We start from the raw sequence: 26997 nt of genomic DNA, 5'->3' as shown, positions 1-26997 counted from the left end.
AATTTATTTTTTTTAGTTTTCGTAATAGGGGTTTTGTTCCAAATTAGGATTTAAATCCACCTCATTTTGAAAAATAGGCAGAAAATACGATTCTTTATCTGAGTAAAAACTCAAAATCAATTCGTAATCATCTGCACTACTTTTAATATCCGCCAAGTCCGTTATTAAATATTGGTCTTGGAAATTGTTCCTGCGGGCAAAACGTAATAAATCGTACCATCTTTTAGCTTCGAATGCAAATTCTTTTTGTCGTTCCAATAGTAAAGCATTTAACAATGAAACTTCATCAATAGGAACTTCCAGAGGAGCTCCAGTTGAACGTTGGTGTACCATTTCTATAAGATTTGCCGCTCTATCTAAGTTTTTGTTTTCGGTTGATAATAAATATGCCTCGGCTTGCATTAAGAGCACTTCTGCATATCTATAAAATATAAACGTATTAAAAAATTCTTGCTGTCCGCGGTATACTCCTGTTTCGTCTACTCCGGCAAATTTAAATACGGTATTTTGCTCTAGATCAAAAGTTGCAAAATTTGTTCTTACATCGTCTGGGTAGCCAGCATAAACTTGCCTAATTTCTGGGAATGGTGCATAAATTGGACTCCCAACATAAAATGAGCTTTGATATGTTCGATTTAAATCGCTAAATTGAAGTTCGAAAATACCTTCTACCGAATTACCTTCAAAAAATATTTCATTAAACCAGTCTGATCCTTCCACCAAACTATATCTGCCAGAATCGATAATATCTTGGGTTGCGACTATACATTCGTTGTATTGCCCGTTCCATAAATAAACATCTGCTAAAATTGCTAATGCAGCGCCTTTGGTCATTCTACCTTTATCGTAAGCAGCAGATTGCGAATAACCTAAATTTAAATCTTGTACAGCTATTTTTAAATCTGAGATAATTTGTGCAATAACCTCATCCTCTGTGCTCTTTGCAGGATAAAAATCTACTTGACTGTTTGAAGTGGCCGTTAGTACTAATGGTACTTCTTTGAAATTTTTTACTAGTATAAAATATACTAGTGCACGTATAGTTAAAACTTCTGCTTTGTAGTTTGCTAATTCTTGGTTTGTGAATGATAAATCTTTTTCTTTGGCCGCATCTGCAAATTCTAATACTAAATTACAGTAATTTATAGTTTCGTAAAAATCGGCCCAATTCACTAAACCATTAGTAGGAATAATAAAATTTCGCATCATATTTTGCTCGTTTCCTCCTGCTCTTAAGGACACTAGCATTTCTGCTCTAAGTTCTCCCCACTTTAAAATCCTATCGGTAAAACCAGATTGGTTCATGGAAGCGTAACAACCAGCAACAGCAGAGGCAACCTGTTCTTTATTCTGCCAAAACTCCTGTTGTATTAAATTATCTTGAGGCTCCAGTTGTAAATAATCATCACAAGATGATAATACAGCTAGTAGCATTGGAACCATTATTAATATTTTTATTGTATATCTTTTCATAAGACAAAAAAGTTATTATCGTTTAAAATGAAAGGTTTAATCCTAAGGTAATTTGTTGTGATCTTGGTGTTTGGTTTGTATCGTAACCAAGTTGTGTCCAGTTTCGGCTATTTCCTGTTTCAGGGTCTGCACCCGAGTATTCTGTAAACGTTAATAAGTTTGTACCAGTTAAAAACACCGAAGCATTTGTAAAGTTTATTTTCTTAATAAATTCTTTAGGGAAATTGTATCTTAAAGTTACAAATTTTAATCTTACAAAAGAGGCATCCTCAAGGAATCTATCAGAAGCTAAAGTATTTACAGGACTATTAAATACAGCTCTTGGAATATCGGTTTGGTCGCCTTCAAATCTCCAGCGTCTCAAAACAGCAGTATTTTGGTTGTCAAAATCATCCATACTTTCAGTTTGCATTCTGGCAATATTTATCATTTTTTGCTTTAAACGAAAGTTAAAAAATGCATTTAATTGAAAGTTTTTATATCGAATTGTTGGTCCAAAACCACCAAAGAATAAAGGATTTGCATTACCTAGATATACTACGTCTAAACGATTGATATTTCCATCATTATTAATATCTTCATACATGGCATCTCCTGGCCTAAATTCGTAACCATTATTAAATACAGTGGTTTTAGGCTCTCCGTTTAAATCCACAATCACTTCTCCGTTTTCATCTCTAGCTATTAAATCATCTCTTGTACTAAACACGCCTTTGTAACGGTATCCGTAAAACGAGCCAATAGGGTTGCCTTCTTGAATTCTTTTTAAGTAGCCACCTGGACCTGTTTGAAGCGGGTTACCTTCCTCAGCATCTTGCGATTCTGCAATGCGCTTTATTAAGTTTCTATTTCTTGCGATGTTGAAATTAAAATCTAAGCCAAAATTTTCTTTTTGAATGATTTTGGTTCTTACACTTAATTCAAATCCTTCATTACTAATATCTCCCAAATTAAGAAATGGTACTCTTGAAAAACCTGATGTTGAAGGTATTGGAGTATTACTAGTTAGAATATCTCTACTTTCACTTTGATAAATTTCAAAATCACCGCTTATTCTTCTATCAAAAAATGAATATGTAAGACCTATGTTTTTTTGAATGATAGTTTCCCATCTTAAATCTGTTAGTTCCATATTTTCAGGAATTACAGGTCGGTCGTCTAGGTAATTATAGTCAAATGTTCTATAAGTATTGTATTGGCCGTAATTAAAATTTGGTGCATTACCATTAACCCCATAACTAGCCCTTATACCAATTTCGTCTATAAACTCATAATCCTTCATGAAAGGTTCACTAGACAAAATCCATTTTGCAGCTATACTTGGAAATGTACCATATCTATAACTACTACCAAATTTAGAATTTCCTTCTGAGCGCACACCTCCGCTAAGTATGTAGCGATCTAAATATTGATAATTAAACGTAAAGTTAAACGCTACATTTCTATTTTGTGTAAAACTAGAGTTTAATGTGTTTCCATTTCCCTCTATACGCGTGTTAGCAATTGGAGTTTGAATGAAATTACTAGGAGAATTACTGGCGACAGCAGTGTAACCTTCACTTGTTTTTTCAAATGTTTGAAGCGCAAAACTTGTTAAAAGTGAATGGTCTTCTGTACCGAAATCTGGAGTCCAATTTAAGCGGTTATCTGTTCTGAAAACAAAGAACTCTGCATCTCCAAACGTAGATCTATTTGCTGCCGAATTAGTCCAAGCTGCTCCTAGAGCTTGCTCTGGTACAAATCTAGAAGTTTTGTCTACATTAATATCTAACGAAATAATGGAACGAAACTCTAAGGATGTAATGGGTTTATAGTTAAACCTAAATATTGGAGTTATTCTATTATTTTCGGTATTATTTCGAGAAAGCCTCGCCATAGCTACCGGGTTGTAATACTCTACGCCATTACCTTGAAAGGCATTAATTGGCGTATAGAATTGATCGGTTAGATTACCGTTTTCATCCACTTGATAAATAGATTGGTTTGGCATTTTAATAAGCGCTAAAGCTCTAAGCGCCTGTTGCCCTAAACTTCCATCTCTAGCATAAGACCTATCTAGAGATCCATGACTATATGACAACTCTGAGGAAATACTTATTTTATCTGAAATATTATAGTCTAATATAGCTCTAGCAGTAAATAGTTTAAAGGCACTTCCTATTGTTGTTCCTAACTGATCTTTATAACTTGCAGAAACTCGGTATGATGATTTTGCTCCACCACCAGAAACTCCAAGAAAATGTTCTTGTGTTGTCCCTGTTTGGGTGATTTCGTCAATCCAATTAATATTTTTATTATACAAATTGAACAACTCATACTCAGGGTCGAATTCTATCTGCGGCACCTCAAGCTCGCTATTAACCGCTATGAGTTCGTCTTTTATGAGTGTGGAATATTGGTCTCCGTTTAACATAGGTATACCTTCTGGCTGCCATCCCACAGTGGCTCTAGCGCTATAACTAAATCTAGCAGGGCCTCTTGTACCACGTTTGGTTTTAATTAAAAGAACCCCATTTGCTGCTCTGGAGCCAAATAATGCAGTTGCTGCTGCATCTTTTAGTACTGATATTTCTTCAATATCATCAGGAGAAACACCTATTAGTGCAGAATACTGTTGCTCATCGGCTGATCCAAAATCGAAAAGTTCGTCAATTTCTGTTTCAAAAGGCACCCCATTTATAACAATTAATGGTTCAGCAGACGCGTTTAACGATGATGTACCACGAATACGAATGGACATACCTGCACCGGGTTCTCCAGAATTAGCAACGATATCTACTCCACTTAAGCGTCCTTGTAATTGATCTACAATTCCAGCTGATACTGTTTCACTGATTTCTTTGGTGGAAATGGTCTCGATAGCTGTAGCTGTTCTTCGTTTAGTTACTTCGAGTTCTCCATTGAAAACCTTTTTTACACCTCGAACGAGAACTACATCTAATTCGGCAATATCTTCTTTTAATACAACATCAATTGTTGTTCTATTACCAGGTACTATCTCTTTTGTAACAAAACCAACGTAAGAGTAAGTTAAGGTATTATTCGGATTTTTAAGTGCGATTGAATAATTGCCGTTAAAATCTGTGGCTACACCATTTATAATTCGATTATCTTTATCTTTTTCACCAACAGTTGCTCCAGGAAGAGGTAAACCATCTGCCTCTGAGGTGATAGTTCCAGATATAATAACCTTTTCTTGTGCAGACATGCTGTATACTGATAGCAACATACATATTACCACTAAGACATACGAATATGACCTATATTTATCCTTCATATTTTATAAACTTTTAGTTTGTTGGTTAGTTATTTTATATAATTATCTATTTCGTGTATTACCACCTTTTTCGACAACAGATTTGAGATTCCGCTCGTAGTTATTGCGTTGCCTGTTACGGTATTTGTTAATGTTAGAGTTGATGTTGCTTTATCGTTTTCTACAATAAACTCATCATAAACCGGAACAAAATCAATCACTCTATCAAAGTATAATGACGGGAAACTTCCTGTTAATCTTCCGTCAGCAGGAATGGCTTGTTGTATAAAGTGCTTCTTAGCAAAATCTAAAAGGTTTTTCTTAGCTGTAGCCAACTCCAAAGGATCTAGCCCTTCTAGATAACTTGGGTCTGGACTAGGTATAACACCATCACTTATAGCTTGGGTTACAGCATCGTTATTAGGAGCTAGCAACGTAAAGGATTTTTGTAAGTTTAAAAGGTTTATCAATTTATCTTCAGAACCAGGTATAGGTATTACAGCTTCTGCACCTTCAAGAACCTGAATAAACATTGAGAACGATGCGGCATTATCAACCAACGCAGAATATGTGAACTGCAATGGTCTTTCAATAGCGCCGCTCATTTCGTAAAATTTACCATTATCAGTTTCTCGAACAGATACTATATCTAACTGTGAGCCGTTTTGTATATCACCTCCACCAGCTATTTTACCGCCAGAAGCATAGATGTATTCGCCACTTTTTGTAACGTAATAGTTGTTTGAATTAAAATCTATTGCTTCTTCTACAATTTGATTTAAAACAATATCTTTTAGTGTTGTTGTAACATAATTAATATCTGAAGAACTTGGGTTTGAAGAATTTGGGTCTGGATATACTCTATTGTTCGATTCAACAGGGTCTCCATCAACTTGCATATAAATGATAGATAGGTCTGGTTCAAAATCAACTACTGTTATCTTTCTTGAAGCACTATTAGGATCTGCTATATTAACAAATTGGTCATTTCTTATTCCAAATACAGAAAAATCAATACCTTGGCTTTGTAAAGCATTATCTATACCCAACTCCTGTACAGCTTTAAGCATAATGGTATAATCTGGATCTAATAAAAGAGGTCCCATACTGGTGGCAAAACTATCGTTAGTATAGACCGTATTTATACCTGCGAAGAAACCATTACTGCAGAATTTTTTATCTACAACGTCTTCTTCTTTATAATCAACTAAGTTTAAAGCAACATTAAAAGACTGACCAAAGTTACTTGGACATATATCCCAGAAGTTTGCAAAGAAAAAAGGTTTTAAGAACTTACCTAATACATCTAGAGGCATATCATCGTAGGAGTCGTAAAACTGACCTAGAATATTATCTCCATCCAAATAATTTTGTAACGCATCATTTGTTGGCACTAAAAGACCGGTACTATTTGCTAGTGTTCTATCTACATTACTTAATAATCTTGGGTAGTTTTCTTCGTTTGGATTAAATGGCAACAAATTCTGGGTAATTCCAGTGGCGAAATTTAATCTATGTATTTCTTCTATTTCACCAGTCTCAGGATTTTCCTCGTCACCTACATAATTAATAGTAGCAAAACGCTCTAACAACCTTTTAAAAGTGCTGTATTTACCACCATATTCTTCAGAAGAAAGGTTTTGATATAAATTCTTTCTCGGCTCTATTACTTCGTCTAAAGCATATATCATACCGTTTTCAGCAATAATATTTGTTTGTTCTACATGGGCTTCAAAAACTTTCATATCACCCTGTTCATGCTGTTTACCTGGGAACATATAATTATAATCAGAGGTTTCCGTTGAGGGTTTCACATCAAAATAAGAATCTAAGAAATAACTGATTGTTTTAATTCTTCCGTTACTTGTATCTATTAAGTACTTTCCTGGATCTGGTTCTTCCATTAAGAAAGGATAATCTGAAGCATCAACTTCAACTACAGGGTCTTGGTATTGAGTTCTGCGTTTAAATGAATTACCCTCATAAAACCCCCTGTAATAATATGTTAGAGTGGTAGTATTCCAAGCATCAATTATTATAGAGTATTTAATAATGTTTTCGATTCTTTCAGCTGGAATAGCCTCAAGGTTTGCATAACCTTCTTTTTGCATAAATTTTTCGAAGGCCTCATCGGTTGGTGCAAATACAGTCCACGACCCACCTTTGGTTAAGGGGTCCTTGTATTCTGTTTTCTCCAATGCCTGAAGATAATAATTAAATGTACCTAATGCCTCTAATTGCGGATAGATTGTCCCTACTAAGTTATCTGGACGCGCATATTCTAGTGGATCTGGTTTACATCCAAAAGCAGTCATAATTATGAGCATCATAATTATAACTTTTTTGTGCTTTAATTGTTTTGCCATACTTAATTATTAATTTAAATTATTATAGTTAAAAAATTGGTTGATAATACTAATTTCTAAAAACCATAAAATTTTGGTTTTCATTAACAATATTTTAAGACAAACTTAAGAAAGCAGGTGTTTTACCTATATAAATTATTGCTCTTTAGAGATAAATTATAGTTCTTTTAACATAAAAAAAACACTATATCGTTGTAGATTGTTAAATATTGAATATTTTACTTTTTAAATAGCTTTAAATAAAAATTTAACATGCTATTTTTAGAATATCTTATTCATATATTCTAAGTATTTAATTTTTTAAAGGTTAGTTGCGTTTTTAATTAAAAGTGAGAGACATTATTACAGGAAAGTTGGTAGCGCACTATTAAAAATAAAAATACTGTTTATGTTAGCTATCTTTTTTGTTCTGCTCAACAAACTGACTGGGAGTTACATTAAATAACTCTCGAAAGGTTTTACTAAAATAAGCCGTAGAATTAAACCCAGACATATGGGTTACTTCTTTTATAGAGTAACGCTGTTGCAATAATAACTCTGAGGCATAACGTAACCGTATAGTACGTATAAAATTACTTGGATTACTACCTGTTAGGGAATTTATTTTTCTATAAAATTGTGAGCGACCAATACCCATTTCCTTTAAAAGCTGTTCTTGTTTAAAATCTACTTGTGTTATATTATCCATTACAATTTTTGTAGCTTTATCTAGAAAGACTTCATCTAAATTATTGGTAGTAATCTCATGAGATATAAATGCCCCACCAATTTCAGAAAAACGTTTTCTTAACCTTCTCTTAGCTTCTAATAAATTATCTATTCTCGCCCTTAATACACTTGTTACGAAAGGCTTGGATATGTAACCGTCTGCCCCTTGATTGTATCCTTGCACCCTATCTTCATCTAATGTTTTAGCTGTTAACAGAATAATTGGTATATGGCAGGTATCAAAATCTGTTTTAAGTAGTTCGCACATTTTAAAACCGTCCATTTTAGGCATCATAACATCGCTAATAACTATATCTGGCATAATTTTCTTTACCATTTTTAACCCTTGCTCTCCATTTACAGCTTCTTTTACAAGATAATGTCCTTTTAAATCGTTAGATAAATGAACTCTTAGCTCTTTATTGTCTTCAACAATGAGTACAACGGGTTTTTTAGACGTATCTTTTTCAACGCTATTTGCGGCAACTACCTCATCATCAGATGTAAGCATATCATATTCTAAAGCATTAAATGTATTTATTAAAAATTCATCTTTAATATTTGCTGCTTTTTCTGTTTTAGATTCTAAATCTATAGGTAATTTTACAATAAATTTAGTACCTACGTTTAGTTGACTTTCAAATGAAATATCGCCTTGATGAATCTCTACCAATGCTTTGGTAAAATTTAAGCCTATTCCTGTACCAGATTTATCATTTTTTACATTATAAAATCGAGAAAAAATATTGTTTTGCTGTTCCTTATCAAGACCTATACCTGTATCTTCCACAATAATTTCAATATAATCTCCCGATATCTTCTTTTTGAAAAAGGCCCCTAAAGTGGTGCTTTTTTCATCTCTTATTTTATTAATAGATACACTAATTTCACCACCGCTATTTGTAAACTTTAGGGCGTTTGAAATTAAATTGGTAGTTATCTTCTCTACCTTATCAAAATCAAAATTTCCTGTAATAGAATCGGCATTAGAATTAAAATTATAAACAATTTGTTTTTTAAAGGCTATGTCTTTAAACAGCAAAAAAATGTCCTTACTAAACTTAACAATATCGCCTTTTTGCAACCTTAATGGCGCCATGCCTGCATCCATCTTTCTGTAATCGAGTAATTGGTTAACCAAATGTAATAGCCTTCTGGCACTTCGCTGTATTGATTGTGCAGACTGCTTTATGGTTTCTGTATCGTTATTAAAGTTAGAAAGTATTTTATCTACAGGATTTAAAATTAGTGTTAATGGTGTTCTAAATTCATGAGATACGTTTACAAAGAATTTAAGTTTCATTTGGTCTAACTCGTGCTGTTGCTTTTCTTGAACTTTTAGGGTATAATAATGTACAATAATCCAAAAAATAGCAGCACCAATTATCAGGTAAATTAAATATGCCCACCAAGTTCTCCAATATGGTGGCAAAATTTCTATGTTAAGCGATGCTACAGATGCTTTACTCCACTCTCCATCTACCGATGCTCTAACCTCAAAAGTATAATCGCCATATTCTAGGTTAGAGAGGTTTACAGTTCTATTGGAGCCAACATTTATAAACTCTTCATCTAAACCCTGCATTCTGTATGCATACTGTACGTTCTCTGGATTATCAAAATTAAGGGCAAGAAATTCAAATGAGATATAATTCTCATCGTAGTTTAGCTGTAAATTATCTGTTTGCGATATATGTTTTCTTAAAAGAACCCTACCATTTATAGAGTCACCAGAAATAACGGTCTTATTATTTAGCTTAAAGTTTACAATTTTTGGTTGAAGGTTTACTGAATCGCTCTCTTTAATATTATCTGGATGAAAAATATTAAATCCGTTTATTCCACCAACAATAATTCTTCCATCTTTAGTTTTCTCAATAGATTTACTTTGAAACTCCAACCCTTGTAAACCATCATGGGAGTTAAAATTTTTAAACTGATTTGTTCGTGGATTAAATAAAGATATACCTCCTTTTGTACTTATCCATAAATTATGATTATTATCTTCTTGAATGCCAACAACTAAGTTATTGGGAAGCCCATCTTGAGATGAATACGATTTTACCAACTCTAAAGACGCATTAAGTTTATGTACGCCGCTATCGGCACCCAACCAAATATTGCCTAAGTGGTCTTCCGTTATATGGTTTATCCCTGTTTCTTCAATGCCTTTACCTTTAATATGAGTGAATTTAATTTCTAATGGCACATCCTCATTTAAAGAATTAAGATCTAAAACATTTAAACCCAAGAAAGTTCCTATTAATAAACGGTTTTTAGAATCTATAAAAGTGAATAGAATATTATTGCTTACTAACCCATTTTTGGTTGAAAACGTATTTTTATAATTATGAAAATTTTGAGTTTTTGGGTTATACAAACTTATACCTTGCGTTCTTAAACCAAACCACAATCTTTTTTTAGAATCCTCAACACCAGTCCAAACGGAGTTTTGAGCAATACTTAAGGTGTCTGAAGCATTATGTAAATAGTGCTTAAAAGTCTTATTATTTGGGTTAAACTTATTTAGACCTCCATCTAAGGTACACACCCATATGTTGCCATCGCTACCCTCAAACGTATATAATATTTTTGTGGAACTTAATGAGGTCTCTTTTTTTCCATTATTCCCGTAATGCTTAAAACTGTTGTTTTTCTCTAGAAATAAATTGAGACCTCCGTTATAAGCACTTATCCAAATTCTCCCTTTTGAGTCTTGTAAAACAGATTGTACTGTTTTTTCACTCATACCATTAGGTTCGCCTGGTTTGTAATAATAATGACCAAATAGGTTTTTTGATGGATCGAATTTACTTACACCTTTATCATAACTCCCTATCCAATAAATACCTTTTCTATCAACAAAAACTTTAGAAGGTTTGTTATTTGGAAGCGAAAACGGGTCTGAGGGGTTATTTACTATATGTTGTTTTACCTTAAGGGATTTCTTTTCAAACAAATAAATACCGTTAACATCTGTAGATACCCAAAATAGCCCTCCTTTGTCTTGGTGTATTCCTAAAATTGGGGTGGTATTTTCTACCATCGACACATGCCTAAAGGTATTACTAGCTCTATTCCATAGTATGAGATTAGAAAAATCGTTACCTATCCAAAAATCCCCATCAGAATCAATAAAAACCTTTTTAGGTATATGGTTTAGCTCATAAGGCTTTTTATTATTAATTAAAATACGCTCAAAATTATCTTTACCTGTATTATAATGGTTTAAATAATCCCCATTGGTACCTACCCAAATACTGTTGTTTTCATCTAGTAAAATTACATTGGCTGTATTGTTATCTAGAGAGCTAGGGTTGTTTTCATCATTTATATAATAAGAAAACTTAAAATTTTCGTAGTTAGAGGCATCGTCTTGCAACACTATTTTTATAACACCATTGTTTGTTGCCACCCATAGATGGTTACTAATGGAATCGTACAAAAGATCGTTTATAATTTTTTGATTACTGTTAGAGAGCGATAATTGTTTATATAAATCTATACGTAAAAATTTATTAGTTCTTTTGTTATACAGGTTTAGTCCGTTGTTTGTTCCTATCCATAAATTGCCTTCGTTATCTTCTTCTATTACATTTATTCTATTATTGCTTATGGAATGTGGATCGTTCAAAATCGATCTAAAGACTTCAAATTCGTATCCGTTGTATTTATTAAGACCATCAATTGTTCCAAACCACAGAAAACCTTCCTTATCTTGAAAAATTTCAAAACAAGTACTACTTGATAATCCCTCAGTTGTATCTAAATTTTCAAACTTAAGGTTATTAAACTGTGCACATAAAAGGTTACAAAGCAAAAAGTAGGATAATGTAATGTATATTCTAGATTTCATTTTAAAACTTTAGTTGGTTGGCTTAATTGGTTAGGGCAAAATACTCTCGTTATACAATTTAATATTTAAACATTTAATAGTGAAACTAAGCTTTATGAAAACGTAATTTTTATAAAAATGATTAATTAAATTTAAACTTAATTGTGTAGAATTTTTACAACCTAAAATACTGCGAAATATAATACTATTTTTAGTATATCGCAATTAACCCATCTATATCTTATTTATTTTTGGAATTATTTTTTTATCCTTTTTATTGAATAACAAAACTGAAATTATTTACAAATAAACGCAGTGTTTACAATACTTTACATTTATTAAAGTAAAATACTACCTATTAAATTTTTTAAGATTAAATTTTACAAAACAGGCATTGAAGTAGTTACAACATACATATAACAAATCTTTAATTGTATTACAGATTTCTGCCAAATTAAGAAGTAATACTATGTTCTGAATTTGGCGAAAAAAATTTAAGCTATCTCGCCTAATTTTTCTATTTTAGCGTACTTTTTTAAATAAGCACACGTGGCGGAATTGGTAGACGCGCTGGCTTGAGGGGCCAGTATCCGTTTAGGATGTGGAAGTTCGAATCTTCTCGTGTGCACTCTTGTTTTTAGTATTTACACCTTTATATTTTTAAAATTTTATTTTTACACGAAACAATCGCAGCTATTTAGTAAAACTATTTTAAAGCTTTTAATTGATTGTAAAAGGTACGGTATTGTTGATTATTAGGGTAAAGTTGCACCAACCTAGAGGCTACATTTGTAGCCTTACTAAATTGTCCACTTTTTTGGTAAACATAAGCCAAAACATATAGTAAACTCTCGTTATCTGGTGCTATTTTTAAACCTTTGGCAGCTATCTGTTCTGCTTTTTTAAGTTTATTTATTTTATCGTACAACAAACTTAAATTATAATAAAACCTAACATTGTTTGGCGTATGTTTTATGGCTAGTTCCATTTGTTTAATGGCCTCTTCCACCCTATTTAATTCTGCCAACAACAAAGCATAAGAGTAATAAGTTTGCGAGAATTCTGGTTCTTGCTCTATAACAAGTTTAAATGCATTTTCAGCTTTATCAAACTCTTTATTACGATAGTATAAATTTGCTAAATTCATACGTATTATATTATTCAAGTTATCTATTTCCAGCGCTTTTTCGTACCATGAAATTGCATTTACAACATCTCCTTTTTTTAGATAATACGATGCTTTTTTTGCTCTACCACCAGAAAAATCGCCTGTAACTTCAATTTGTGCATTAAACTCTTCCTCTACTTTTTTGTAAACTTCCTTATAAGCTTCTGGTATTTGAAATTCATTTAAAACAGCCACAGCCATAAAAGCTTTTACCCTAACGCTACGCTTTTTATCATTAAGTAAAGGGAGGAAATATGTAGCATAATCTGCTGTATACATGTCGCCTAACGCATCAATTGTTGCTCCTCTTACAATAGGCGATTCGTCATTTAAAAACGATAGCATTGTATTTATTGTGTTTTCATCCATGTAATTGGTCATGGCTGTAACAGCAGATGCCCTAGCTATTTCTGGATAAATAGTATCTTTTGATAATTCTAGTAATTTTTCGAACCCATGTGGATCTCCTGTTAAACCCGGGGCTAGTAGCTCTGAAAAATGTTTGGATTTTGGTGTGCCATGTGTTTTCTGATAATGTTCCCAAGCCCAGGCATCATCTTTATCGGTATGGCATTGTACACAAGCATTGGGGGTGCCATATTTTAAGCTTAAATCTGGTCTTGGAATCCTAAAACTGTGGTCTCTACGATAATCGTTACCCATGTAAATTTTACCCGTCATATGGCAGTTTATACATTGGGCGCCTTCTGAATTCATGTCATGAAAATGATGAGAAGGCGCTTCGTAAACTTTGGTATCATGGCATTGGGCGCAGAGTTTATTTCCCTCAAACCTTAATTTTAATGAGTGTGGATTATGGCAATTGGTGCACGTAACGTTATTTTGATACATTTTACTTTGAAGAAAAGAACCATATACGTAAACCTCATCTAAAATTTGCCCATCTGGATGATACAAATTATTTACTAACACTTGAGGAAAATAATGATCCAGAAAAGTACCTTCAAAATTATAAAATTTAGTGTATTGCTCCCTTCTTACATGGCATCTGGCGCAATCATCAACTAATTGTTTAGGCTCTGTATTAAAAGTCATTTTCAAATCACCTGCAACTTTATAGGCCGCTCCTAACCTATTTGCATTTTCTACGTGGGCTTTACCAGGACCGTGGCATGCTTCACAACTTACATTAATAAGCGCATATTTTGTATCATAGCTATGAGTTTCTATATCGTAATTTTTTCTAACATTAGTAGAATGACAATCGGCACACATATTGTTCCAATTTAATCCGCCTCTAGACCAGTGCAGCCACTCAGAGTGCACCACTTTAAAATCTGGGTATAAATCAAACCACTTATTTTTTTCGGTATCCCAAGCAGTTCTTAAACATTGGTAATGCCCATCAGGAAACTTAACTATGTATTGTTGTAAGGGCGTAATACCAAAGGTATATTCAATTTTATAATCGTGGTACTTACCGTCTCGTCCTTCTGTATTTACATAAAACTCACCATTTTTTTGGAAGAATCGCGATGTTATACCTTGGCTGGTAAACGTTTTATTATTAAAATCTCCCAATATAGTAGAATCTGTAGCAATTTGCATCGCTTTGTCATGATGGGAGCCTTTCCAATCTTTAAACGCCTCTTTATGGCAAGATTTACAGGCTGCGTCACCTAAAAAGTGATCGTCTGGGATTTGCGCCGTAGACGCGAAGGTTTTTTCCTCAAAATCTTGAATGTCAACATATTCCGATTTGTCATTTTTACAGGAAAAACATACTAAAAGTGTTAAAATTAAAAAGACTAAACGCATAAATTATACCTATAAAAATTTTAAATAAAAGAAGTTGGCAATTACCCTTCAAAAATACTTAATAATCTAGCAGTATCAAAGGGTTTTCATATTCTAAAAATACTAGGCTAAAGCATTCATAATTAGTCAATTTTAGTAAGTTATTCAATAAAACGATAAAAATTAAGTGTTAATTTTTAAAATTTTAAATCCTTTTGTAGTGATTTGTCATAATCTATTTGTAATTTTGTTTAAGAAAAATTAATTTTTGATGAACAATATACAGGTTAATTTTAGTATTAAGGATTTAGAAAACCTAACAGGTATTAAGGCTCACACCATTAGAATATGGGAAAAGCGTTATAATTTGTTGCGTCCTAATAGAAGCGATACCAATATTAGAAGTTACAGCTTAGCGAGTTTGCAAAAATTACTTAATATATCCTTTTTGAACAATAATGGATACAAAATTTCTAAAATAGCAAAACTCTCGGAAAGTGAAATCCCCATAAAAGTAAGGGAAATAGCTTCTAGAGCCAAGGTAGAAGACCACGCCATTAATGCGTTTAAACTTTCAATGCTCAATTTCGATCAAGTTTTATTTTATAATACTTATAATAATTTGATAGAGCACAAGTCGTTTAAAAAAGTGTTTTACGATGTGTTTTTGCCCCTGCTTAACGAAATAGGTTTATTGTGGCAAACCGATACTATTACTCCTGCACACGAGCACTTTTTAACGTCTCACATAAAGCAAAAAATACTAATTAACATAGAACGCCTACAAATATTAGAGCCAAAACCTGAATCTAAAACATTTATTTTATATTTACCAGATAACGAAGTACACGATATTGGCCTTTTATTTATAAATTACGAGTTAAGGAGCAAAGGCTACCATACCATATTTTTAGGTGAGAGCGTGCCAATGTCTAGCTTAGTTAGCGTTTTAGAATTTTTTAATGAAATTACATTCATATCGTACTTTACCGTAAACCCTGAACTTAGTGAAATCCCAAAATATTTGAAGGATTTTGATGATTTGCTTTTAAATAACGATAGAACTGATTTACTACTTCTAGGCCCCAAATTAATAGGTCTAGACGAAGATGCTAAAATACCTGAACGCATTACTTTATACAATTCCATAGAAAACTTAGTTAAAGATTTATAAATTCATTTATTTTTGTTTAACTTTTTATTACATTTGTTAAACAATGAACAAAACAATCGCTATAATAGGCTCAGGATTCTCCGCACTATCCGCTAGTTGTTATTTAAAACAATTAGGTTTTGATGTATCCGTTTTCGAAAAAAATAATACAGTAGGAGGTCGTGCGAGACAGCTAAAAAAAGAAGGTTTCACTTTTGATATTGGCCCTAGTTGGTACTGGATGCCCGATATTTTTGAGAAGTTTTTTAATGACTTCGGAAAATCAACATCCGATTATTATGTGTTAGACAAGTTAAGTCCCGCTTACAAAATTTTTTTTAAGGACGAAATAATTACCATTGGTGATACCATGGACAAAATTTGTGCTGAGTTTGAACGTATAGAACCAGGAAGCTCTAAACCTTTAAGGCAGTTTATCAATAAAGCTGCAACAAATTACGATATCGCTATAAATAAAGTAGTTTTAAAGCCTGGTATTTCTCCGTTTGAATTAATAACACCAGAAACTGCAACAAGAGTAGACCAGTTTTTTAAGACAATTAGCGGTGATGTTCGTAAAAAATTTAAAAATCCTAAGCTAATTTCTACGTTAGAATTTCCTGTGCTATTTCTTGGAGCTAAACCAAGCAATACACCATCGTTTTATAGTTTTATGAATTACGCCGATTTTGGTTTGGGCACTTGGCACCCTAGAGGTGGCATGTATGAAGTTATTAAAGCTATGAAGAATCTTGCTGAAAGTTTAGGGGTTAAATTTTACACTAACAGCAACATAGAAAAAATAAATGTTGAGGATAAACATGCTAAATCTATAATAGTAAATGGTGAAACAAAAACATTTGATGTTGTTTTAAGCGGTGCAGATTATCACCATTCTGAAACTTTATTGGATGAAAAATACAGACAATACTCTGAGGCATATTGGGCTAAAAAAACTTTTGCTCCTTCTTCACTATTGTTTTATATTGGATTCAATAAAAAATTAAAAAATATAGAACACCACAATTTATTCTTCGATACTAGCTTTGAAACGCATGCCGAAGAAATCTACGATAATCCACAATGGCCAGAAGATCCGTTATTTTACGCTAATTTTCCTTCGGTAACAGATGCATCTATGGCTCCTGAAGGCTGCGAAACTGGTTTTTTTCTAATCCCAATTGCCCCTGGAATTGAGGATACAAATGAAATAAGGGCACAATATTTCGATATTATAATGTCGAGGTTTCAAAAATTAACAAAACAAGATGTGCTAAATAATATTATATTTAAAGATTCCTTCTGTGTTAGGGATTTCATAAAAGAATATAATTCTTACAAAGGAAATGCTTACGGAATGGCCAATACGCTATCTCAAACAGCCTTTTTAAGACCAAAATTAAAAAGTAAAAAAGTTAATAACCTTTACTTTACAGGGCAACTTACGGTTCCAGGTCCAGGAGTTCCACCATCACTAATTTCTGGTAAATTAGTGGCACAACTTATTAACAAACACCATAATTAATAATGAAAGCATTATTTGATACCGTTTCATACAATTGCAGTAAAGTAGTAACAAGAAGTTACAGCACTTCGTTTTCATTAGCTACAAAAATGCTATCGAATTCCATAAGAATGCATATTTATAATATTTATGGATTTGTAAGGTTTGCCGATGAAATTGTGGATTCTTTTCACGATTTTGATAAAGCCGAATTATTTGAAAATTTTACTACCGATTTAGAACATGCCTTAAAACACAAAATAAGCTTAAATCCTATTTTAAACTCATTTCAACACACATATCACACCTACAATATTGATAAAAGCATGGTTGATGCCTTTATGAAAAGTATGCGTTTAGACCTGCACAAAAAAGATTACCTCTCTGAAGAAGAGTATAAGGCTTATATTTATGGTTCTGCAGATGTAGTGGGGTTAATGTGCTTAAAGGTTTTTGTAAAAGGTGATGAAGAAAAATACAACGAACTAAAAGACACTGCAATGTCCTTGGGGTCTGCATTTCAAAAAGTAAACTTTCTAAGAGATATTAAGGCAGATTTTAATGAATTAAACAGAAGTTACTTCCCTAATGTAGACCTAAATAATTTAGATGAAAATTCTAAACAACAAATTATTGACGATATAGAAAGTGATTTTGAAAAAGGTTTAAGTGGCATAAAAAAACTACCTATGGAAGCCAAGTTTGGTGTTTTTATGGCGTACCGATACTACAGTCAACTTTTAAAGAAACTTAAAAAAACACCCGCACTACAAATAAAAGATACTCGTATTAGAGTTTCTAATCCAAAAAAAATTGAGCTTCTAATGCGCAGTTATGTAAAATATCAATTAAATTTAATGTAATTTTATACTATGCAAACAGTTTATTGGATTCTTATTTTTTTAGGCACGTATTGTTTTATGGAATTTATGGCGTGGTTTACGCATAAATACATTATGCACGGATTTTTATGGAGCTTACATAAAGACCACCACCATAAAGACCACGACAGTTGGTTTGAGCGTAACGATGCATTTTTTATTTTTTACGCAGTGGTGAGTATTGGTTTCTTTTTACTTTGGAAATACGCCAGTTTTTGGCCAGGGCTACCTATTGGTTTGGGCATTTTTGCTTATGGCTTGTCGTATTTTATTGTACACGATATTTTTATACACCAGCGTTTCAAGATGTTTAGAAATGCAAATAACTGGTATGCACGCGGTGTGCGAAGAGCTCACAAAATTCACCATAAACACTTAGGAAAAGACGATGGTGAATGCTTTGGGATGTTATTTGTGCCTTTTAAATACTTTAAAAAGAAATAATGCGGAATGGCGAATAGTTCCCATTTCGATTACATTATCATTGGAAATGGTTTGGCTGGTTTACAACTGGCGCTAAAATTTGCTGACGATACATTCTTTAAGGACAAGCGAATAGCACTTATAGACCCTTCTCCAAAAACCGAAAATGATAAAACTTGGAGTTTTTGGGAAACCCATCCTTCATATTGGCTAAATTTACCTTATAAAACGTGGAAAAAAGCCACTATTGTTTCATCAAAAAAAACAATCGATTTAACGCTCTCGCCCTACACCTATAAATCGATAAGAGCCATTGATTTTTATAATTATGCCAAATCTAAATTAAAAAATCATGAAAACATCCATTTTATTAGTGATGAAGCAACTTCGGTTCTAGATGGTTTAGAAACTGTTGTAGAAACGAAACATCAAACATTTACAGCGGGACATGTGTTTGATAGTAGAATTCCTAAGGAATTTTATACTAAAAACAAAAGCATAACCATTAACCAACATTTTAAGGGTATTATTATTAAAACTGAAACTAAAACTTTTAATGCAGATACACTTACTATGATGGATTACCGTTTAAAAGACGGCCAACAAACTACATTCACTTACGTTTTGCCTTTTTCTGAATATGAAGCACTCGTTGAATTTACATATTTTACTGAAAATATTGTTGATGAATCTGTTTATGATACTTTTATTGAAACGTATATTAAAACATATTTAGAAGTTGACACTTACACGATTTTAGAATCTGAACAAGGCAATATTCCTATGACTACTTTTCCTTTTGATAGTTTTAACACCAAAAACATCACAAAAATTGGTACTGGTGGCGGTTGGGTAAAACCATCAACAGGATATTCCTTTAAGCATACTGAAAAAAAAGTAGCTAAACTTATTGAAAATATTAAAGCCAATAAAATACCATCCAAACAGCTATTTAAAAGAAAATACAGGTTTTACGATAAAGTATTTTTAAAGGTCCTTAAAGACGAAAACCATAAAGGCGAATGGATTTTTCAGCAATTTTATGATAAAAATGGCGTAGAAACAATGTTTCGTTTTTTAGATGAAGAATCTACTTTTTGGGAAGAGCTAAAAATTATGTCCTCACTCTTTTCCTGGAGCTTTATAAAAGCGTTTTTTAAGACTTTATAACGCATTTGCGGTATTTAACAAACTATCAATTGTATGTCGCACAGTATCGCTATTCCAATTGGCGGCACCTGTTTTGTCTATTACAATATTTCCATTAGTATCAATTAAAAATGTTCGTGGAATTCCCTTAATATTAAACACATCAGGATGCTTTGTTAATGGTGTATAAACATTAAAAGTGTAATTGTTTTTAGTTAAAAATGCCTTTATGGTTTTAGGCTTTTCGTTTGATACAAAAACAAATTCAATTTTATCTTTATAATCTGCATAAAGTGCTTTCATACTTGGCATTTCTGCAATACATGGTGGGCACCATGTTGCCCAAAAATTAATGAGTACTACTTTTCCCTGCACAGTATTAAAATCTAAAACCTCGTTGTTTATAGATTTTAGCCTCCAATTGTAATCTGTAATATGTTTTAAATTAGCAGTATCTTCAATAGACGGACCGAACAATGCCAAACCTTTGTTTAAAAACACTTGAATAGGCGTTCTTGTTTGCGGAATAATTAGTAGTGCTATTGCCGCAAGAAATATGAGATTTTTAAGTCTAGATCTTGTTAATTTCATTTTAAAATAGTTTAGCTCCCTATTTATAGTTGAAAACCACAGATTTTTAATCCCTAGTTTTACAAAAGCTTTGCTTCTTCACTGTTTTAACATTTGAAAATCACAGATTTTCCAATGTCTATTTTGCCAAAAGCTTTGCTTCTTCACTGTTTTAACATTTGAAAATCACAGATTTTCCAATGTCTATTTTGCCAAAAGCTTTGCTTCTTCACTGTTTTAACATTTGAAAATCACAGATTTTCCAATGTCTATTTTGCCAAAAGCTTTGCTTCTTCACTGTTTTAACATTTGAAAATCACAGATTTTCCAATGCTTATTTTGCCAAAAGCTTTGCTTTTTCACTGTTTTAACATTTGAAAATCACAGATTTTCCAATGTCTATTTTGCCAAAAGCTTTGCTTCTTCCCAAAATACATCCATTTCTCCCAAGGTCATTTCAGATAATGGTTTGTTTAATTTTTTTGCCTTTTCTTCTAAATATGTAAAGCGTTTCGTGAATTTTTTATTGGTACGTTCTAGTGCATTTTCTGGGTTTATTTTTAAAAATCTAGCGTAATTTACCATAGAAAATAATACATCTCCAAATTCGCTTTCAATAGCATTTTTGTCTCCAGATTTTATTTCGGCATTAAGTTCCTGCAACTCCTCCTGTACTTTTTCCCAAACTTGCTCTGGCTGTTCCCAATCAAAACCTACACCAGCTACTTTTTCTTGAATTCTATTGGCTTTCACCAAAGCGGGCAAACTTTTAGGCACGCCTTCAAGCACACTTTTTTTACCCTCTTTTAATTTTAAATTTTCCCAGTTTCGCTTTACGTCGTCTTCATTTTCAACATTCACATCCCCATAAATGTGTGGATGACGGTTAATGAGTTTTTCGCAGATAGAGTTGCACACATCAGCAATATCAAAATCTTTGGTTTCACTCCCAATTTTAGAATAAAATACAATGTGTAAAAGTACATCCCCGAGCTCTTTTTTTACTTCATTTAAATCGTTATCCAAAATGGCGTCACCAAGTTCATAAGTTTCTTCAATAGTTAAATGGCGAAGCGTTTCCATGGTTTGTTTTTTGTCCCACGGGCACTGTTCCCGTAGCTCGTCCATTATGGTTAATAATCTATCAAACGCCTTTAGTTGATTTTGTCTTGAGTTCATTCTGAGAATTTTTGTAAAAATACAATTTTGATGGTACAGAAGAAGCAATTATTGCTTTTAAAACTAGTTTGAAACTTGTATGGGTGTACTTAATTTTATGGGAATAAATGGATAACTTGGTTTACCGTTGGATATTCGTTATATGCGCTGAAGTTGTGCGCCATTTAAAAGCCCCTTATTTTATAAGTATTTAAGAAACAATATCTTTAAAAACAAAATCAGGTTAAAACTAAAAAATCCAGCCCTTTCAGACTGGATTTTTTAATATACATATTTTAAAAAAAATTATGCGTTTTGCTTCTTAATTAAATTAAGCGCAGAACCTTCGTTATACCATGCTATTTGCGCATCGTTGTACGTATGGTTTAGCTTAATTACATCTTTACTGCCATCGGTATGAACTACTTCTAAAGTGAGTTGCTTATCTGGCGCAAATTCGTTTAAATCTAAGAAGTTGAACGTATCATCTTCTTGAATTAAATCGTAATCTGCTTCGTTATCAAAAGTAAGCCCTAGCATACCTTGCTTTTTCAAGTTTGTTTCATGAATACGAGCAAACGATTTTACGATTACTGCGGCAACTCCCAAATGGCGTGGTTGCATTGCAGCATGCTCTCTAGATGAACCTTCACCATAGTTATGGTCTCCAACTACTACAGTTTTAATCCCCGCTTTTTTGTATTCGCGCTGTACATCTGGTACGCCACCATACTCACCTGTTAATTGGTTTTTAACAAAGTTGGTTTTTTGGTTAAATGCGTTTACTGCACCAATTAAGGTATTGTTGGCAATATTATCTAAGTGTCCTCTGAAGCGTAACCAAGGTCCAGCCATAGAAATATGGTCGGTAGTACATTTACCAAAGGCCTTAATTAGTAACTTAGCACCTGTTATGGTATCTCCAAGCGGTTCAAAAGGTGTAAGTAGCTGTAAACGTTCTGAGTCATCCTTAACTACAACATTAACATGGCTCCCATCTGCTTCCGGTGCTAGGTAACCGTTATCTTTAACATCAAACCCTTTAGGTGGCAATTCCCATCCTGTTGGTTCGTCTAGCATTACTTCTTCACCGTTTTCGTTGATTAAAGTATCTGTTAACGGGTTAAAATCTAAACGACCCGCTATAGCGATAGCTGCTGTAATTTCAGGAGAAGCTACAAAGGCGTGCGTATTTGGATTTCCATCGGCACGTTTTGCAAAGTTTCTATTAAATGAATGCACAATACTGTTTTTTGGTGCATTTTTAGGATCAGAATAGCGCGCCCATTGCCCGATACAAGGGCCGCAAGCGTTTGTAAATATTTTAGCATCTAATTTTTCAAAGATTCCTAAAATACCATCGCGTTCTGCAGTATAACGTACTTGTTCAGACCCTGGATTTATACCAAATTCTGCTTTAGTTTTTAAACCTTTATCTAGTGCCTGTTGCGCTATAGACGATGCTCTTGATAAATCTTCATAAGATGAGTTAGTACAAGACCCTATTAATCCCCACTCTACTTTTATTGGCCAATCGTTAGCCTTAGCTTTTTCAGTCATTTCAGAGCCTACTGGCGTTGATAAGTCTGGCGTGAAAGGACCGTTTAATAATGGGCCTAATTCTGATAGGTTAATCTCAATAACTTGATCGAAATACTGCTCTGGATTTTCATATACTTCAGGATCTGCAGTTAAGTATGGTCTAACTTCATTGGCAGCATCAGCCACATCTTCTCTGTCTGTTGCACGTAAATAACGCTCCATAGAATCGTCGTAACCAAATGTAGATGTTGTAGCACCAATTTCTGCGCCCATATTACAAATGGTGCCTTTTCCTGTACAAGACATTGCCAGTGCACCAGGACCAAAATATTCTACTATTGCACCAGTTCCTCCTTTTACGGTAAGAATTTCGGCTACTTTTAAAATTACATCTTTTGGTGCCGTCCAACCCGATAACTTACCGGTTAACCTTACACCTATTAATTTAGGGAATTTTAACTCCCAGGCCATACCAGCCATTACATCAACAGCATCTGCGCCACCAACACCAATAGCAACCATACCTAAACCACCCGCGTTTACGGTGTGGGAGTCTGTACCAATCATCATTCCACCTGGAAATGCATAATTTTCCAATACTACTTGATGAATAATACCTGCACCTGGTTTCCAAAACCCAATACCATATTTATTTGAAACCGATTCTAAGAAATCAAACACCTCACTGCTTACTGTATTGGCATGTTTTAAATCGGTTGCAGCGCCTTCCTTAGCTTGTATTAAATGATCGCAATGTACTGTAGTTGGTACAGCTACTTTACTTTTTCCAGCTTGCATAAACTGTAACAATGCCATTTGAGCTGTAGCATCTTGACATGCAATTCTATCTGGAGCAAAATCAACATAATCCTTTCCTCTCACAAATGCCTTAGTAGGGTTTCCGTCCCATAAGTGATTATATAATATTTTCTCAGAAAGCGTTAAAGGCTTTCCAACAACCTCACGGGCTTTATCAACTCGTTCGGCCATTGTGGAGTAAACTCCTTTTATCATTTCAATGTCAAATGCCATAAAAAATATTTTTAGTTTATAGTTATTTTTTCAGTTTCGCAAAATACGAAATTAATACAAAGATTTAAAAATAAAGATGTAGTTGCAAGCCCTATTGATACTTATTTACTATTGTATCATTATTTGAGCGTATCGTTGTATTTTTTTTAGTTGAAAACATCGTTTACTAATGAATTAATAAATGAACTTATCCCAACAGTTTCTATTTCGTGAAAAAGGATTGGAATTACTACTCTTGTAGTTATTTTATTGCATACAAATAATGGCTCTAAAAAAACTTGACATATGCCTTTTTTATTTCGTTATAATTGAACAAAAAAAGTAAAGAGAAGTTCTATTTAAGATTTATCTATACCTTTGAAAGAAACCAAACAACCAAATGCTTCTTATTGTTCTAAGCTGGATTTATATTGCATTTACATCCCTTAATTGGGGTTTTGTTTTTAGAAAACTTCTAAAAATTAATGATTGCCATGTTACAATACATTTAATTTTAGGCCTTTTTCTTTATACTATAATCACTTCTGGTGCTGCTTTTTTTATTAGAATCCACATTGAATATTATGTGGTTATATTAATCTTAAATTTAATCCTTACGTTTATTTTTAAGAAAGACATAGCTCAATACTTAAATACTGCGCTTTATACATTTAAAGCATTTAAAATTCAATATAAAATATTATTTGGTTTAGTATTTCTACTAGCATTAGCGCAAAGTGCCACAGCGCCCTATTTGATTGATAATGAATCTTACTATATACAAACCATAAAATGGATTAATGAATTTGGTTATGTAAAGGGTCTTGCTAATTTACATGTGTTTTTAGGGCAGAACTCCTCGTGGCATACCCTACAAGCTGGTTTTAACTTTCCATTTATTTCTAACCGTTTTAATGATATTAATGGCTTTGTATTTGTTTTATTAGGACTTCTTTTCGTTGAAAAACTTCACAAAAACGAAACTAAACAGGATTTTTTTTTGGGACTGGTTTTAGTCTTCAGCTTATTTTTTATGCAATTTGTAAACACACCATCTCCAGATTTAATAGTTTTTTTAATAACACCATATGTTATATATGAGTTTATTCTGAATTATAAAAACATCTCAATAAACAGGTTTAAAATTCTTTTAAGTCTTGTATTGTTTTTGTGCTTTACTAAAGTAACAATGCTTGTTTTAAGTGTTTTAATTGCCATACTGTTCTTTATAAACTATAAAACCTTAAAGTTTGAAAGCCTAAGGTATACAATAATATGCTGCATAATTCTTAGTATGTTTCTTTTGAAGAATTATATTATTTCTGGATATTTATTATATCCTACTTCTGCATTTAACGTTCTGGATGTGGATTGGAAACTACCAAAACAATTATTACAACTTTATAAAACGGGTACTTACCAATCTGGTATGAACAATACCGATGTTACACATCTTAATGCATTTGAGACGTTTAGCTATTGGATTAAGATACCAAAACTACACGGCTTTTTTAATAAAGTTTATGTGATTTTACTTATTATTTTTCCGCTTTTTATTCTTAAGATAAAAAACAGAAAACCACTACTTATTATTTATATGCTTGCGCTATTGCAATTTGCAATAGTTTGGTTAAACTCACCGCAATACCGTTTCTTTTTTGTTTTTATAGTAGTATTGTCGCTTCAAATATTTATTAGTGTATTTAAATCTCAAAAAATTGGTTTAATTTTTATTTACGTTTCCTTAGCGCTAAGCGCTATAACTTTGTTTATACCCATAAATTTAAATGCGTTTACATCCAATAATTTTGCAATGTCCTTAAGTAATTTTAAATTAAATTCTCTTGTAATTCCTGCAAAAAATTCAAGAACAACTACCACATTTACTAAAGAAAACAATAGTGGTTTTGAATTTAATTCTCCTGGGGATGATGTGTTTTTTTGGGCTACGGGCGATGGCGATTTACCATGCGTTAACAAACAACAGATTGAATATATTAAAACCTATTACCATTTTATCCCTAAATTAAGAGGCAATGGTTTAAATGATGGTTTTATTTCTTATAAACTGGAAAACAGTGAAAACTAAAACAAACTTTCAATAACTTGTTTTTCTGTAATACCTTCAGCTTCAGCTTTATAGTTTTTAATAATACGATGCCTTAATACACTTAAAGCTACAGCTTTAACATCTTCGATGTCTGGAGAGAATTTTCCATGTATGGCAGCGTGGGTTTTAGCAGCTAAAATAAGATTTTGTGAGGCTCTTGGGCCAGCACCCCAATCTATATATTGTTTTACCAAATCTGTTGCGGTGTTACCATCTGGCCTAGTTTTACCAACCATTCCTACGGCATACTCAATTACATTGTCGGCTACGGGAATCCTTCTAATTACGTGTTGGTATTCTAAAATTTCACCAGAAGAAAAAAGGGCATTAACTTTTATTTTTTCGTCGTTGGTGGTTGCTTTAACCACCTGAACCTCTTCTTTAAACGAAGGATATTCTAAATTTATGGCAAACATAAAACGGTCTAACTGTGCTTCTGGCAAAGGGTAAGTACCTTCTTGCTCAATTGGGTTTTGTGTTGCTAAAACAAAATACGGCAAATCTAATTTATAATGATGTCCTGCTACCGTTACAGCACGCTCTTGCATTGCTTCCAAAAGAGCCGCTTGGGTTTTAGGTGGTGTTCTATTTATTTCGTCTGCTAAAATAATGTTAGCAAAAATTGGCCCTTTTACAAATTTAAAATGGCGATCCTCATCTAGGATTTCGCTACCAAGAATATCACTAGGCATTAAATCTGGCGTAAACTGAATGCGTTTAAAATCTAAACCAAGGGCTTGTGCAATAGTGTTCACCATTAAGGTTTTGGCTAATCCTGGTACGCCAATAAGCAAGGAGTGACCGCCCGAAAAAACAGAAATTAAAATTTGATTTATAACATCGTCTTGCCCAACAATTACTTTGGCTATTTCTTGTTTTAAATCTTTATATTGTTTTACAAACTGTTCTACTGCAGCGACATCAGACATATA

The 26997-nt window shown here is 32.9% G+C and carries 15 protein-coding genes and 1 tRNA gene; 7 read left to right on the top strand and 9 right to left on the bottom strand.

All coding sequences use genetic code 11. From position 1 onward, the window contains the following. Nucleotides 1-12 precede the first annotated feature (12 nt). From CLV33_RS08590 to CLV33_RS08575, 4 genes are all read right to left on the bottom strand, one after another. On the bottom strand, nucleotides 13-1473 hold the full coding sequence (locus CLV33_RS08590; protein WP_105473557.1) for a RagB/SusD family nutrient uptake outer membrane protein: 1461 nt from the start codon (nucleotides 1471-1473) through the stop codon (nucleotides 13-15). A 22-nt stretch (nucleotides 1474-1495) separates the two neighbouring features. Then, nucleotides 1496-4750, bottom strand: a complete 3255-nt coding sequence (locus CLV33_RS08585; protein ID WP_105473556.1) for a SusC/RagA family TonB-linked outer membrane protein — start codon at nucleotides 4748-4750, stop codon at nucleotides 1496-1498. A gap of 29 nt (nucleotides 4751-4779) precedes the next feature. Next, entirely contained in the window at nucleotides 4780-7059 is a 2280-nt protein-coding gene (locus tag CLV33_RS08580) for a fasciclin domain-containing protein (protein ID WP_170063996.1), read from the bottom strand. A 427-nt stretch (nucleotides 7060-7486) separates the two neighbouring features. Further along, nucleotides 7487-11659: a hybrid sensor histidine kinase/response regulator transcription factor gene (locus tag CLV33_RS08575; RefSeq protein ID WP_105473554.1), complete on the bottom strand. Its 4173-nt coding sequence runs from the start codon at nucleotides 11657-11659 to the stop codon at nucleotides 7487-7489. Nucleotides 11660-12181: 522 nt separating this feature from the next. Between CLV33_RS08575 and CLV33_RS08570 the strand changes: the two genes are divergently transcribed. Beyond that, nucleotides 12182-12266 (top strand) — tRNA-Leu (locus tag CLV33_RS08570). 78 nt (nucleotides 12267-12344) lie between these two features. Here CLV33_RS08570 and CLV33_RS08565 read toward each other — a convergent pair. Next, the gene (locus CLV33_RS08565) at nucleotides 12345-14585 is read right to left on the bottom strand and encodes a tetratricopeptide repeat protein (RefSeq protein WP_105473553.1); all 2241 of its coding nucleotides are present in this window, start codon (nucleotides 14583-14585) and stop codon (nucleotides 12345-12347) included. Nucleotides 14586-14835: 250 nt separating this feature from the next. On the opposite strand from CLV33_RS08565, the gene CLV33_RS08560 reads away from it, so the two are divergent. Genes CLV33_RS08560 through CLV33_RS08540 form a run of 5 tightly spaced genes read left to right on the top strand, consistent with a single transcriptional unit; the run spans nucleotide 14836 to nucleotide 19695 of the window. Next, nucleotides 14836-15738: a MerR family transcriptional regulator gene (locus tag CLV33_RS08560; protein ID WP_042245923.1), complete on the top strand. Its 903-nt coding sequence runs from the start codon at nucleotides 14836-14838 to the stop codon at nucleotides 15736-15738. Between the two features lie 43 nt (nucleotides 15739-15781). Continuing rightward, the gene (locus CLV33_RS08555) at nucleotides 15782-17242 is read left to right on the top strand and encodes a phytoene desaturase family protein (protein WP_105473552.1); all 1461 of its coding nucleotides are present in this window, start codon (nucleotides 15782-15784) and stop codon (nucleotides 17240-17242) included. 2 nt (nucleotides 17243-17244) lie between these two features. Next, a complete protein-coding gene (locus CLV33_RS08550) occupies nucleotides 17245-18084 on the top strand; it encodes a phytoene/squalene synthase family protein (protein ID WP_042245925.1) in 840 nt (279 codons plus the stop codon). 9 nt (nucleotides 18085-18093) lie between these two features. Then, nucleotides 18094-18546, top strand: a complete 453-nt coding sequence (locus CLV33_RS08545) for a sterol desaturase family protein (protein ID WP_042245928.1) — start codon at nucleotides 18094-18096, stop codon at nucleotides 18544-18546. Nucleotides 18547-18552: 6 nt separating this feature from the next. Then, the gene (locus CLV33_RS08540) at nucleotides 18553-19695 is read left to right on the top strand and encodes a lycopene cyclase family protein (RefSeq protein ID WP_105473551.1); all 1143 of its coding nucleotides are present in this window, start codon (nucleotides 18553-18555) and stop codon (nucleotides 19693-19695) included. On the opposite strand, the gene CLV33_RS08535 is transcribed toward CLV33_RS08540, so the two are convergent. From CLV33_RS08535 to CLV33_RS08525, 3 genes are all read right to left on the bottom strand, one after another. Then, nucleotides 19690-20265, bottom strand: coding sequence for a TlpA family protein disulfide reductase (locus tag CLV33_RS08535; RefSeq protein WP_105473550.1), 576 nt, complete (start codon nucleotides 20263-20265; stop codon nucleotides 19690-19692). The two genes, CLV33_RS08540 and CLV33_RS08535, sit on opposite strands and share 6 nt — an antisense overlap. A 378-nt stretch (nucleotides 20266-20643) precedes the next feature. After that, nucleotides 20644-21423, bottom strand: coding sequence for a nucleoside triphosphate pyrophosphohydrolase (mazG, locus tag CLV33_RS08530; RefSeq protein ID WP_105473549.1), 780 nt, complete (start codon nucleotides 21421-21423; stop codon nucleotides 20644-20646). A gap of 285 nt (nucleotides 21424-21708) precedes the next feature. Then, on the bottom strand, nucleotides 21709-23976 hold the full coding sequence (locus tag CLV33_RS08525) for an aconitate hydratase (RefSeq protein ID WP_105473548.1): 2268 nt from the start codon (nucleotides 23974-23976) through the stop codon (nucleotides 21709-21711). A 379-nt stretch (nucleotides 23977-24355) separates the two neighbouring features. Between CLV33_RS08525 and CLV33_RS08520 the strand changes: the two genes are divergently transcribed. Beyond that, nucleotides 24356-26044: an LIC_10190 family membrane protein gene (locus CLV33_RS08520; RefSeq protein WP_105473547.1), complete on the top strand. Its 1689-nt coding sequence runs from the start codon at nucleotides 24356-24358 to the stop codon at nucleotides 26042-26044. Here the strand turns inward: CLV33_RS08520 and CLV33_RS08515 are convergent. After that, complete coding sequence (locus CLV33_RS08515; RefSeq protein WP_105473654.1) at nucleotides 26041-26994, bottom strand: AAA family ATPase; 954 nt, start codon at nucleotides 26992-26994, stop codon at nucleotides 26041-26043. The genes CLV33_RS08520 and CLV33_RS08515 overlap by 4 nt on opposite strands. Between the last annotated feature and the right edge of the window lie 3 nt (nucleotides 26995-26997).

This window comes from Jejuia pallidilutea, assembly GCF_002973595.1.
GTDB classification, from domain to species: Bacteria; Bacteroidota; Bacteroidia; order Flavobacteriales; family Flavobacteriaceae; genus Jejuia; species Jejuia pallidilutea.
The sequence above is the reverse complement of the archived record's forward strand: the minus strand, read 5'-3'. Positions and strand labels throughout refer to the sequence as shown.

Coding starts and splice junctions, on each gene's coding strand:
- CLV33_RS08590 (WP_105473557.1), bottom strand. CDS start 1,473: ATGAAAAGATATACAATAAAAATATTAATAATGGTTCCAATGCTACTA.
- CLV33_RS08585 (WP_105473556.1), bottom strand. CDS start 4,750: ATGAAGGATAAATATAGGTCATATTCGTATGTCTTAGTGGTAATATGT.
- CLV33_RS08580 (WP_170063996.1), bottom strand. CDS start 7,059: ATGATGCTCATAATTATGACTGCTTTTGGATGTAAACCAGATCCACTA.
- CLV33_RS08575 (WP_105473554.1), bottom strand. CDS start 11,659: ATGAAATCTAGAATATACATTACATTATCCTACTTTTTGCTTTGTAAC.
- CLV33_RS08565 (WP_105473553.1), bottom strand. CDS start 14,585: ATGCGTTTAGTCTTTTTAATTTTAACACTTTTAGTATGTTTTTCCTGT.
- CLV33_RS08560 (WP_042245923.1), top strand. CDS start 14,836: ATGAACAATATACAGGTTAATTTTAGTATTAAGGATTTAGAAAACCTA.
- CLV33_RS08555 (WP_105473552.1), top strand. CDS start 15,782: ATGAACAAAACAATCGCTATAATAGGCTCAGGATTCTCCGCACTATCC.
- CLV33_RS08550 (WP_042245925.1), top strand. CDS start 17,245: ATGAAAGCATTATTTGATACCGTTTCATACAATTGCAGTAAAGTAGTA.
- CLV33_RS08545 (WP_042245928.1), top strand. CDS start 18,094: ATGCAAACAGTTTATTGGATTCTTATTTTTTTAGGCACGTATTGTTTT.
- CLV33_RS08540 (WP_105473551.1), top strand. CDS start 18,553: ATGGCGAATAGTTCCCATTTCGATTACATTATCATTGGAAATGGTTTG.
- CLV33_RS08535 (WP_105473550.1), bottom strand. CDS start 20,265: ATGAAATTAACAAGATCTAGACTTAAAAATCTCATATTTCTTGCGGCA.
- mazG (WP_105473549.1), bottom strand. CDS start 21,423: ATGAACTCAAGACAAAATCAACTAAAGGCGTTTGATAGATTATTAACC.
- CLV33_RS08525 (WP_105473548.1), bottom strand. CDS start 23,976: ATGGCATTTGACATTGAAATGATAAAAGGAGTTTACTCCACAATGGCC.
- CLV33_RS08520 (WP_105473547.1), top strand. CDS start 24,356: ATGCTTCTTATTGTTCTAAGCTGGATTTATATTGCATTTACATCCCTT.
- CLV33_RS08515 (WP_105473654.1), bottom strand. CDS start 26,994: ATGTCTGATGTCGCTGCAGTAGAACAGTTTGTAAAACAATATAAAGAT.